The organism is Agromyces sp. NPDC057679, assembly GCF_042799635.1.
Lineage (GTDB): Bacteria > Actinomycetota > Actinomycetes > Actinomycetales > Microbacteriaceae > Agromyces.
Map to the genome: position 1 here is coordinate 437,030 of NZ_JBHVIK010000004.1, position 10,696 is coordinate 447,725.

14 protein-coding genes are annotated in these 10,696 nt (G+C 65.6%); all 14 read left to right on the forward strand.

What is annotated here, in order from left to right; translation table 11 throughout:
• Nucleotides 1-5 precede the first annotated feature (5 nt).
• Complete coding sequence (locus ACFVAJ_RS19325) at nt 6-284, forward strand: hypothetical protein (protein WP_376947029.1); 279 nt, start codon at nt 6-8, stop codon at nt 282-284.
• A 106-nt stretch (nt 285-390) separates the two neighbouring features.
• The gene (locus tag ACFVAJ_RS19330; protein ID WP_376947031.1) at nt 391-849 is read left to right on the forward strand and encodes a hypothetical protein; all 459 of its coding nucleotides are present in this window, start codon (nt 391-393) and stop codon (nt 847-849) included.
• On the forward strand, nt 846-1,133 hold the full coding sequence (locus ACFVAJ_RS19335; RefSeq protein ID WP_376947033.1) for a hypothetical protein: 288 nt from the start codon (nt 846-848) through the stop codon (nt 1,131-1,133). The genes ACFVAJ_RS19330 and ACFVAJ_RS19335 overlap by 4 nt, the downstream gene beginning before the upstream one ends.
• Before the next feature lie 27 nt (nt 1,134-1,160).
• A complete protein-coding gene (locus ACFVAJ_RS19340) occupies nt 1,161-1,919 on the forward strand; it encodes an HD domain-containing protein (RefSeq protein ID WP_376947035.1) in 759 nt (252 codons plus the stop codon).
• Nucleotides 1,916-2,299: a hypothetical protein gene (locus tag ACFVAJ_RS19345; RefSeq protein WP_376947037.1), complete on the forward strand. Its 384-nt coding sequence runs from the start codon at nt 1,916-1,918 to the stop codon at nt 2,297-2,299. Before ACFVAJ_RS19340 ends, ACFVAJ_RS19345 begins: the two co-directional genes overlap by 4 nt.
• Nucleotides 2,296-2,733 carry a hypothetical protein gene (locus ACFVAJ_RS19350; protein WP_376947039.1) on the forward strand — a complete coding sequence of 146 codons (438 nt, stop codon included), beginning with the start codon at nt 2,296-2,298 and terminating at the stop codon, nt 2,731-2,733. Before ACFVAJ_RS19345 ends, ACFVAJ_RS19350 begins: the two co-directional genes overlap by 4 nt.
• A gap of 22 nt (nt 2,734-2,755) precedes the next feature.
• The gene (locus tag ACFVAJ_RS19355; protein ID WP_376947041.1) at nt 2,756-5,533 is read left to right on the forward strand and encodes a hypothetical protein; all 2,778 of its coding nucleotides are present in this window, start codon (nt 2,756-2,758) and stop codon (nt 5,531-5,533) included.
• 155 nt (nt 5,534-5,688) lie between these two features.
• The gene (gene nrdI / locus ACFVAJ_RS19360) at nt 5,689-6,090 is read left to right on the forward strand and encodes a class Ib ribonucleoside-diphosphate reductase assembly flavoprotein NrdI (protein ID WP_376947043.1); all 402 of its coding nucleotides are present in this window, start codon (nt 5,689-5,691) and stop codon (nt 6,088-6,090) included.
• Entirely contained in the window at nt 6,087-8,222 is a 2,136-nt protein-coding gene (nrdE, locus tag ACFVAJ_RS19365; RefSeq protein ID WP_376947045.1) for a class 1b ribonucleoside-diphosphate reductase subunit alpha, read from the forward strand. Before nrdI ends, nrdE begins: the two co-directional genes overlap by 4 nt.
• Nucleotides 8,223-8,323: 101 nt before the next feature.
• Entirely contained in the window at nt 8,324-8,710 is a 387-nt protein-coding gene (locus tag ACFVAJ_RS19370; protein WP_376947047.1) for a hypothetical protein, read from the forward strand.
• 75 nt (nt 8,711-8,785) lie between these two features.
• Nucleotides 8,786-9,352, forward strand: a complete 567-nt coding sequence (locus ACFVAJ_RS19375) for an NUDIX hydrolase (RefSeq protein WP_376947049.1) — start codon at nt 8,786-8,788, stop codon at nt 9,350-9,352.
• Nucleotides 9,353-9,438: 86 nt separating this feature from the next.
• A complete protein-coding gene (locus ACFVAJ_RS19380) occupies nt 9,439-9,990 on the forward strand; it encodes an NUDIX hydrolase (protein WP_376947051.1) in 552 nt (183 codons plus the stop codon).
• Between the two features lie 60 nt (nt 9,991-10,050).
• Entirely contained in the window at nt 10,051-10,545 is a 495-nt protein-coding gene (locus ACFVAJ_RS19385) for a hypothetical protein (RefSeq protein ID WP_376947053.1), read from the forward strand.
• Nucleotides 10,546-10,559: 14 nt separating this feature from the next.
• On the forward strand, nt 10,560-10,696 hold a 137-nt coding region (locus ACFVAJ_RS19390), incomplete at its 3' end, for a ribonucleotide-diphosphate reductase subunit beta (protein WP_376947076.1).

Consider the following 10,696-nt stretch of genomic DNA (forward strand, 5'->3'; position numbering starts at 1 on the left):
AAACCATGCCCGAGAAGAGCGCACCGGTGTACACGTACTGTGAGACGGCCACCGCAGGTCCCACCACCCCGAACCACATCCGTGAACTCTCCGAGCAGGGGATGAAGACCGGCGGGGGAGCCGACACCAAGGCGCTCTGCGGACGAGAGGTCGCATGGGATCTCCGCGAAGCCGACCTCCTCAACCTCGAGGCCGAGAGCGACGACGTCGGCTACACGTTCATCTGCCCGTCCTGCCGTGACGCTGCAGAGAAGATCGTTACAGCGCTCCCCGAGCACATCTGATCGGCTTCACAGGAGCTGACCGCATGCCGAACCTGCGGTCAGCTCCTGTTCCGCGCATGTGAACTTCACCGGGTTACCTCCGCGCCCGGAAGAAGGAGCACCCCCCATGTCTGAGCGCACCCACGACAACCTCGAGCTGACCGAGCGAGACCTCGACCTCCGGTTCCTCATCCCGTCCATCGTGATGGCCGTCGCGTCGTTCGTGTCCACCATCATCCTGTTCGGAGGGTTCGCGAACAGCAGCCCAGTCGCCGGATGGATCGGGTTCGTGGTGTTTCTCCTCGCCGGCCTCGCGTTCGGCGGTGTCATCGTCTACAACGCCCTCCAGCTGCGGGCAATCGATCAGGTCCGCACCACGGAACTCAGCGACTACATGTTCGAGCGCCACGGCCTCGAGCTCACTGACGACGTCGCCCGCGAGTTCCTGAAGGAGAAGAAGATCGCCACCCGTCACGGCATGATCCGCCTCGTCCGTCACGTCGAAGGCGGCTGGGCGGTCGCGACCGGCGCCGGGAAGATCCTCACGTCCGGCGTCGACCTTGCCGGGGTGCCCGCGACGCGATGACCAACGTCGACCTCTCCGACCTGATCTGGGGAGGCGGGACGCTCGACGCCGCGACCGCCGCTGAAGTGTCCGCACTTCATGCGGCGCTCGTCGCAGCCGGCGGCCTGCCCGCCACGACGATCGCGGCAGCCCACGAGCTGATCGGAGCGAACCGCAGCAACGGTTACGCGGTCACTTCGATCCTCGACGACGAAGAGCTCCCGTTCCCGGTGCCTCACACCGACGACCTGCTCGCGCTCGGCAGACCGCCGGCGCATCTGCTCCGGTACGCGCTTGCCGCGTAGCGGGCTGGGCCCGCGCATGGGCAGTGCATGATGAACCTTGTGCACGACTTCCGATCGCAGCTCTCGCTGAAGGAGATGGACCCGTCGCTTCTCGCGGACACCATCGTCCACGAGTTCCCCGACCCCTCCGCTGAGCAGACGCTCCGCGGGGCGATCGCGTTCGCGTCGTACGTGCACCGGAACGACACCCGAGCGCAGCGCGGACCGCTGCCGCGCGACCCGTACATCACGCACCCGCTCCGGGTCGCCGTCCGCCTCATCAGGTACGGCGTCACCGACCTCGACATCATCCTCGCCGGCATCCTCCACGACACCGTCGAAGATCATCCGACGGAGATCGCCGAGAAGTTCGGCCCCAACCTCGGCGTGGACACCGCGATCGACGTCGTCGCCCGGATGTTCGGCGCCGAAACCGCACGGCTCGTCGCTGCGGTCACGAACCCGCCGATGCCGCAGGGCGCGACACGCGCACGCAAGCACGAGCTCTACCGCGAGCACGTCGCCGACACGATCACCGACCCGAAGGTCGCGATGGTGAAGCTGTCCGACTTCGTCGACAACGCGTTCAGCCTCGGGTATACCGTCGGTCAGCGCCCGCAGATGGTGCTGAACCTCGCCACGAAGTACACCCCGCTCGTCGACGTGTTCGAGACGCGAGTCTTCCAGGACGACGTCCTCGCTCTCGTCAACCACCCGGAGAAGATCCGAGCACACATCGACCACGGCAAGGTCACCCTCGCCCAGGTGGCCCACGACGCCGCCGAAGCGGAGTCGGCCGGCCGATGAACGATCTCTACACCGTCCATGCCACGCACCCGGACGGCGGCCGCGTCGTCCGTTACGCGAGGAGGAACTCGTGGTGGCTGGAGCACCCGTCGAAGACTTCCGAGCGTGTAACCGTGCTCGAGGCTTCCACGGCAGCAATGAGGTTCGAGGAGGCCCGCGGTGAGATCCTCACCGGTGTGCCCGGCGGCAGACGTTTCGACTCGCTGGTCCTCGAAGCACGGATCCAGCGCCGCAAAGCCAGGAGAGCAAGCCTTCCTGAGACCTGTGGTGAGCTTGTGCCTCGCAGGGTTCGCCCCGACGAATGGGTGTGGGAGCCGTGCCAGCGCCCGTACGATCACGGGCCGGGTCACGACTCCAGACTCCCCAAAGAGGCTTCGTGAGCGTCCCCCTTCCGATCTTCGGCCCGATGCAGGACGGTGACCTCGACCTGCTGAAAGCTGCGAAGCAGTCGCTCGACCTGTCGTTCCTCGTCCGGCCCGTGGACGCCACGAACGAAGTGCCTGGCCGGCTTCGCGTGCTCGCCCTGCGGAGCCGGCCCGGGTACCCATGCGACAACGTCCTGGTCGCTGACCCGACCGATGCTTCCGCGCTGCGTTCTGCCCTCGAGTGGACGCTCAGACAGCGCGAGAACCACCACCTGGCGATGACATCGGACGAGATGCTGCTGCCGATCCTCCAGTCCGTTTTCGGCTCGAGTGTGCGGGAGATCTTCGAGGAACCACCGGCTCCCGTCCAGAGCGCAACGAAATCGAGGAAGAAACCGGAGCCAGCGAAGTTCGAAGGATGGCTCACCGGGGCTGACATGTTCAGCTGACCAGCCCGCGCATGGTCGGGACATGAATCAGAACCAGCCCGTGAACTTCGACGGCGTCGACGCCGCCCTCGACGAGCTCGGCCGCACGGTTGCGGCCGCCGCAGAGCAAGGCGACGCCGTCCAGGGCACCGCGATCGCCGTCACCGGAGTCGACACCGCACTTGCTCGGAAGGAGCGGATGGCGCTGCAGGCACGCACCGCGATGAACGCGCAGAAGTCCGCGCTCGAGATGCGGGCGAAGGTCCGCGACGAGATCGAGACCGCCCGTAAGGCGGCCGAGGCGATGCTCGCCGAAGCACGACGCCGCGAGCAGGAGATCATGGCGACGCTCGAACCGATGATCGAGCAGGCGAAGATCGCCGCCGAAGGCATCGAAGCGCTGAACCTGTATCTCGGCCGTGACGAGTGGGTGCACACCATCCGCGAAGGCGTCCCGGCGCCGGCCACCGAACCGCTCATCATCCGGCAGACCGTCGTCGCGTTCGACGAGGAGAGCGCGTTGAACGCCGAAGCCGGCGGCATCGAATACTCCGACGTGGAGGAGTTCGACGCGTGGCTGCTCGCCGACCCGCGTCACCTCGACCAGGTCGTCCCGGAGCCGAAGAGCATCGTCGCGGCGATCGCGCGGCGGTCCGACGTGTTCACCGGGGACCCCTGGGAGGACGACGCCAGGAACAAGTTGAATCACCTCTCTTGGCTTCTGATCCGGAACGGGGAGAACCTGTACCGCATCAACATCTCCGAGGAGTTCACCGTCGGGGAGCGTCTCGTCCCGAAGTCGGACGAGTTCACTTCCCTGTTCCTCACCCGCGGCCGCGACGGCGCCTCGGAGCCGCTGAAGCCCGGCACCGATGAGTGGGTGAAGGCGGAGAAACACGCGAACGCGAAGACCCGCCACTACATGAAGATCGCGTTGACGGTCCAGGGGCTCGTCGACCGCACCGCCTACCTCCGGCCGCTGCCGGAAGGCGTCTCCGTCATCGAGCAGTCCTCCTACGACGCCGGGCACGTCCGCGTCATCACTGATGGTGAGAACGCGATCGACTCCGGACGGCCGAGCTTCGACGCATGGCTTTCGGAGAAGATGAAGCTCGTCCGCCCGGGCATCCGGGTTGTCGGGTTCTACCGCCCCGTCACCAGCCGAGACTGGAACGGTCGAGGTCAGATCGACAACATCTCCCCGACGACGGCCAGAAGTCCGGAGTCGCTGCAGGTGCACACCATCACCCGGATGGACTCCGACGGCTGCCCGGTGTTCACCTACGCGCGCACCGACGAGGTGTGGACCGACTACGGGCTCCGGCCTGCGAAGACGCGGGCGTCGTTCACGATCATGGGGCACGATAACACGGTCGTCCCGATCGACTTCGTCACTGAGGAGGAGCTCCGCTACTACCTCGAGTCGCGAAGCGAACGCCGCGCCTACCTGAAGATGTTCCCTGCCCTGCGTGCAGCGCTCGAGCTCCTGATTCGAGAGCGTGAAGAAGAGGCTCCGTTCCGGGCGCTCCTCACCGCTGAGCTGCAGAAGAAGCACCCGATCGGCGAGTTGGAAGCGGAGGACCGCACTGACGAGCTCGTCCGCTGGTGGAAGACCGCGAACAAGTGGAACCGGGCCCTGAACGGCGACCAGGACGCGGAAACGAAAGCCGCCCGCGTCATCCTCCGGGAAGCCGCACGCCGTGCGAAGGCAGCGTCCGTCGGCGGTGACGAACAGATCATCGCGCAGCTCCGCGACACCTACAGCGACCTGCTCGCTGTCGCGCGCCGCACGAACGACTACGTCGCTGTTCAGCGGATCATCCGGAAGTGGCAGTGCAGCGACCCGAAGTGGAACACGAAGGTTGCGACGGAGACGCTCTTCGTCCGGCTGATCATCGTGAAGCCGTCCGGGAAGGTCTCGGAGATCCGCGACTGGCAGCACCTCACCCGCGCTTCGATCGCCAGGTGGGAGATCCTCTGGGAGGACGAGGCATGGGCTGGATGGGACCTGACGGGGTCGCGTCAGGACCACCTCACCGACCCGGAAATCGACGAGGTCATCGAGAAGGCACTCGAGTACGCTGGCAAGATGGGGTGGACGCCGATCAGCGTCATCCTCGGTGAGGACAAGTTCCGGTACGCCGCGATCCACGGAGCAGTCCACTACGTCGACGGCACCACGGCCACCCTCGCCACCGAGGGCGCGGAGCTCACCGGGAAGCACGACGCCAGCTTCCAGACCAAGTCGTTCGAGATCTGGGCTGAGAAGCCCGGCGACTTCGGGCGCCACCGCTACGAGAGTGTCGAGAACTGGCGGCGCGCGAACCGGAGATTCCGGAACGACGAGCCAGTCCCGACCGGCATGCAGGCACCCTGGGAGCAGGACATCAAGCGGCATCGGCTCGTCTGGGCGGATGTCGATGCGGTCGAGCGCGTGCGCGCGGACGCCGAGGCGTGGGGGACCGTGGACGACCACGTGCGTTCGCTGCGCAGCAAGGTGTCCCAGCTGTTCAAGGAGATCGAGGACGCCTGGCTTGCCCGCGAGTGGGAGGCCCGCCGTCTCCGGTTCATCGAAGACTACGGTGACGCATCTCTCTGGGAGGACCACCAGAAGTCGGTGACCGTGACTCTCCCGACTCAGCGGACCGCACGGCAGACGAACCCGTCTGACTGGGCGGAGCTTCACACCGCGATCGTCTCCGCAGTCGAAGCCCGCCGGCCTCTCGCCGGACTCACCGTCCGCGATGCGTTCGGGTCGGACATCACCGAAGAGTGGCCTGACCGGATCGCCGAGCTTCGGTTCGCTGCTAAAGACGCCTGACCGGAGACGTCGGCCGGGCCACTTTCCGCGCATGTATGTGGTCCGCCCGACAGCCCACTGGAGCCGAATGCCGACCCGACTGGCCGCACACCTACATCGCATGATGGCGACCTCGGCACCCTCCGGAACTGCGCCCTTCGAGGTGCGCTGAACCGGTGGTCGAGCTCATCTACTTCTCCAGCGTGTCCGGGAACACGCACCGGTTCGCTGAGAACCTCGGCCGCCCTGCTGCCAGGCTCCCTCTCCGTGCCGGCGACACGCCGGTCACCCCGGTTTCGCCGTATGTCTTACTGCTGCCAACGTACGGCGGCGGCGCAGAAGGCGGAGCCGTCCCGAAGCAAGTCATCCGGTTCCTGAACGACCCAGAGAACCGGGCCTTGATCCGCGGCGTCATCGCCGCGGGCAACACCAACTTCGGCGACGCCTACTGCAAAGCAGGCGACGTCGTGGCCCGGAAGTGCGGCATCCCGCTGCTCTACCGGTTCGAACTATTCGGAACCCCAGACGACGTCCGCGTCGTCGATGAAGGATTGGACTCCTTTTGGAAAGCACAGTGATCGGCGCTCCAGACCGAACCGCCCAGTACGACTACCACGCGCTGAACGCGATGCTAAATCTCTACGACGACGCCGGCAACATCCAGTTCGAGAAGGACCGTGAGGCGGCGCGGGAGTACTTTCTGCAGCACGTCAACCAAAACACGGTCTTCTTCCACTCGTTCGAAGAGCGCGTGGAGTACCTCCTCGAGAAGCAGTACTACGAGCCCGAGCTGTTCGACACGTACGGCGTCCCGTTCGTCAAGGAGCTCACGAAGAGGGCGTACGCGAAGAAGTTCCGGTTCGAGACCTTCCTCGGCGCGTTCAAGTACTACACGAGCTACACGCTGAAGACCTTCGACGGCAGCCGCTACCTCGAGCGCTTCGAGGACCGGGTCGTCATGGCCTCACTCCTCCTCGCGCGCGGCGACAAGAAGCTCGCCGAGGCGCTCATGGAGGAGATCATCGGCGGCCGCTTCCAGCCGGCCACCCCGACGTTCCTGAACGCCGGCAAGGCGCAGCGCGGCGAGCTCGTCTCCTGCTTCCTCCTCCGCATCGAGGACAACATGGAGTCGATCGCCCGCGGCATCAACTCGGCGCTGCAGCTCTCGAAGCGCGGCGGCGGCGTCGCTCTCCTCCTCTCGAACATCCGTGAGCACGGCGCCCCGATCAAGCAGATCGAGAACCAGTCGTCGGGTGTCATCCCGATCATGAAGCTGCTCGAGGACTCGTTCAGCTACGCCAACCAGCTCGGTGCCCGCCAGGGCGCCGGCGCGGTGTACCTGAACGCGCACCACCCCGACATCATGCGGTTCCTCGACACGAAGCGTGAGAACGCCGACGAGAAGATCCGCATCAAGACGCTGTCGCTCGGCGTCGTTGTGCCCGACGTCACCTTCGAGCTCGCCCGGAACAACGAGGACATGTACCTGTTCTCGCCGTACGACGTCGAGAAGGTCTACGGCGTCCCGTTCGCCGACCTCCCGATCAGCGAGCACTACCGCGAGATGGTCGACGACGCCCGCATCAAGAAGACGAAGATCAACGCGCGCGAGTTCTTCCAGACGATCGCCGAGCTGCAGTTCGAGTCGGGCTACCCGTACCTCGTGTTCGAGGACACGGTGAACAAGGCGAACCCGATCAAGGGCCGCATCAACATGTCGAATCTGTGCAGCGAGATCCTGCAGGTGAACACCCCGTCGACGTACAACGAGGACCTCTCGTACGCGGAGATCGGCAAGGACATCAGCTGCAACCTCGGGTCGCTGAACATCGCCCTCGCGATGGACGGCGGCAACCTCGGGAAGACCGTGGAGACCGCGATCCGAGGCCTCACTGCGGTGTCCGACCTGTCGAACATCCAGTCCGTGCCGTCGGTGGCGAGCGGCAACGACCGATCCCACGCGATCGGCCTCGGGCAGATGAACCTGCACGGCTACCTCGCCCGCGAGCGCATTTTCTACGGCTCGGAGGAGGGTGTCGACTTCACGAACATCTACTTCTACACGGTGCTGTTCCACGCGCTCTCCGCGTCGAACAAGATCGCGAAGGAGAAGAAGGCGACGTTCGAAGGGTTCGCCGACTCGAAGTACGCGTCCGGCGAGTTCTTCGACAAGTACACCGAGCAGGTGTGGGCCCCGGCCACGAAGAAGGTCGCCGACCTTTTCGAAGCAGCCGGCGTCGCCGTCCCCACCCAGGAAGACTGGCTGGAGCTGAAGGCGAAGGTGCAGAAGCACGGCATCTACAACCAGAACCTGCAGGCGGTCCCGCCGACCGGCTCGATCTCGTACATCAACAACTCGACGGCGTCGATCCACCCGATCGCCTCGAAGATCGAGATCCGCAAGGAGGGCAAGCTCGGCCGCGTCTACTTCCCGGCGCCGTTCATGACGAACGAGAACCTGGAGTACTACCAGGACGCGTACGAGATCGGCTACGAGAAGGTCATCGACACGTACGCCGCGGCGACGCAGCACGTCGACCAGGGCCTCTCGCTCACCCTGTTCTTCAAGGACGACGCCACCACCCGCGACCTGAACAAGGCGTACATCAAGGCTTGGAAGGCGGGGATCAAGACGATCTACTACATCCGCATCCGGCAGATGGCGCTCGAAGGCACCGAGCTGGAGATGTGCGTCTCCTGCGCGCTCTGATCTGAGGGCCACCGACAGGCGCGGCGCCCGACCCGAGATGGTCAGGCGCCGCGCCTTCGTCGTCCCTGGCGCCGGCCGCGCATGGCACCACCATGACGAACATGCACGACCGCGTCTTCACGGCCGGCGAGGACACCGGGGACGACACCCGCGAAATCCAGTGGCTGCATCATGCCCTCGCTGCGACCATCGAGTTCTACGACACGGTGGACCCGCGAGCTGTCGCTCGGAACGCCTGGGCGGTCATCGTCGCTGGCGTCACGGTGCTCGTCGCCGCGGTCGCGTCCTCCATCGTGCTCGACAACCCGTTCCTCGCGGGCTTCTCCGTCTTCGGCCTGCTTCTCGGGATGAAGGGCTCAAAGCAGCTCCTCCGCTTCCGGTGGACTTGGACCCACAGGAACCAGGTCCTCAGTGACCTCCGCTGCCGGATCGCCGAGCGCACCGCACTGCACGATGAGCACCAGAGGCACCTCGCCGGCCATGTGTGAGGAGCACCGCGATTCGAATGCGGTCCTGATTGCGCTGCCGCGCACATGTGTGAGTAGGCACCGAAAGGCAAGAGGATGCAACACGCGAAGTACACCAGGGCAGCGGAACCACATGTGAAGCTCGAGAACCGATTCGTCCGACTCGACGAAACGCCGGTGACGACGCCCGACGGATCCGCAGGGTCGTACGTCACCGCAACCGTCGGCTCAGGCTTCGGCGGCGTCGCCATCACACGGGCTATCGCACGCGGATTCACCTACTACTGCGTCGTGGAGCAGCACCGGTTCCCGATCGACGAGGTGACGATCGAGTTCCCCCGCGGCGGCACCCAGGACCTCAGCGCTGAAGAAGCGCGCCGCGAGCTGCAGGAGGAGACCAACTGCGCGGTCTCAGGCGACCCGGTTCTCCTCGGCGTCATCCACGCCGACACCGGGTTCCTCACCAACCAGTGCGCCGTGTGGCTGTTCCACGCCCAGCCGAGCGAGGACGAGCTGTTCGCCGAACCGGAGTCCGGAGCGACGCACCGGTGGCTGAGCCCGGGGGAGATCATCGGGATGATCAACAGCGGGAAGATCACGTGCGCGCACACGATCGCCGCGTGGGGGCTGCTTCTCTCCTCCGGCCGAAACAAGGTCGCCTGAGAGCACGCGATACGCGTCGCCGCATGTCTTCCACCTGCAGCACGCCGCTGCGAACCCCTGGAAGGCAGGCCATGACAGGTTCGGACATGTTCACCCAGAACGGCGACCGGAAGCTCACCTACGAGAACACGAAGGTGCAGTTGCTGGAGACTCCGTTCATCCGGCCGGACGGCCAGGAGGACACCGTCACCACCGTGCACGCCGGCACCGGGCTCGGCGTCGTCGCCATTCCGCGCGCCGTCGGCCGCGGCATGAACTTCTACGGGCTCGTTCGGCAGTATCGACCAGCCACGGGGGTCGATTCGCTCGAGTTCCCGCGCGGATGGGCGGCAGACCTGTCCGCAGCGGAAGCGGAGCGTGAGCTCGTCGAGGAGATCAACTGCCTCGTCCTCCCGAACCCGGTGAGGGTGGGGTCGTTCCGACCTGAGCCCGGCCTGCTGGACACGCAGGCTGCTGTCTGGCTCTTCGAAGCGCAGCCTGGCGAAGACACCCTCTACCGGGAGCCGAAGTCCGGCGCCAGCCACCTCTGGGTGAACGACCACACCCTGACCACTCTGGTCACCTCCGGCACGATCACATGCGGGGTGACGCTCGCCGCATGGGCGCTGCTGCTCGCTTCCGGCCGGCACCTTTCCTGAGCTGACGCCAGCCGATTCCGCGCATGTACGTCTCAGACATTTCTGAGGCGAAAGGGCCCCATGAGCACCACCACTGTGACCACGACCGCGACGATCTCGAAGGTCATCGAGCTTCCGAATAACGCCACCGTGACCTTCACCCTTGCCGGCCCCGCCGCCAAGGCGTTCGCCGACTGGGCGGACACCTACGCGCACGTGAAGGTCAAGAGCGTCAACCGCACGTCCGGAGAGTTCAAGACGAAGGCCGGCCACCTTCGAGGCCTCGGTCACCGGCTCATGACGGTCGGGTACTCGATCGAAGAAGCGCACCCGGCCGTCCGCGTGTCGAAGAAGGCAGCGAAGGAGCTCCGCAGACACGCACTCGCCGACGCGTTCGACGAGGCCCGAAGCTCTGCGCTCCTCTTCGTGCCAGACGACTTCGAGCTCGGCGCCGCCCACGTAGACGAGGAGTACGCCGCGATCGGCAACGTCTGGGTCCGTCCGAACAAGAAGCCCGCAACCGTGAAGGTGGTCGCCTCGATCGTCGTCACCAGCAACATCGCCCCCACCCAGTAAGGAACCACCACCGCATGACGTCCGCGCTCACCCACCCCATCAACTGGAACCGCATCCAGGACGACAAGGACCTCGAGGTCTGGAACCGCCTGGTGAACAACTTCTGGCTGCCCGAGAAGGTGCCGCTGTCGAACGACATCCAGTCGTGGAA

Bases quoted from the DNA above. Each gene is read 5' to 3' on its own strand.
- ACFVAJ_RS19340 (WP_376947035.1), top strand. From the start codon at position 1,161: ATGATGAACCTTGTGCACGACTTCCGATCGCAGCTCTCGCTGAAGGAG.
- ACFVAJ_RS19385 (WP_376947053.1), top strand. From the start codon at position 10,051: ATGAGCACCACCACTGTGACCACGACCGCGACGATCTCGAAGGTCATC.
- ACFVAJ_RS19375 (WP_376947049.1), top strand. From the start codon at position 8,786: ATGCAACACGCGAAGTACACCAGGGCAGCGGAACCACATGTGAAGCTC.
- ACFVAJ_RS19325 (WP_376947029.1), top strand. From the start codon at position 6: ATGCCCGAGAAGAGCGCACCGGTGTACACGTACTGTGAGACGGCCACC.
- ACFVAJ_RS19355 (WP_376947041.1), top strand. From the start codon at position 2,756: ATGAATCAGAACCAGCCCGTGAACTTCGACGGCGTCGACGCCGCCCTC.
- ACFVAJ_RS19335 (WP_376947033.1), top strand. From the start codon at position 846: ATGACCAACGTCGACCTCTCCGACCTGATCTGGGGAGGCGGGACGCTC.
- ACFVAJ_RS19370 (WP_376947047.1), top strand. From the start codon at position 8,324: ATGCACGACCGCGTCTTCACGGCCGGCGAGGACACCGGGGACGACACC.
- ACFVAJ_RS19330 (WP_376947031.1), top strand. From the start codon at position 391: ATGTCTGAGCGCACCCACGACAACCTCGAGCTGACCGAGCGAGACCTC.
- ACFVAJ_RS19380 (WP_376947051.1), top strand. From the start codon at position 9,439: ATGTTCACCCAGAACGGCGACCGGAAGCTCACCTACGAGAACACGAAG.
- ACFVAJ_RS19345 (WP_376947037.1), top strand. From the start codon at position 1,916: ATGAACGATCTCTACACCGTCCATGCCACGCACCCGGACGGCGGCCGC.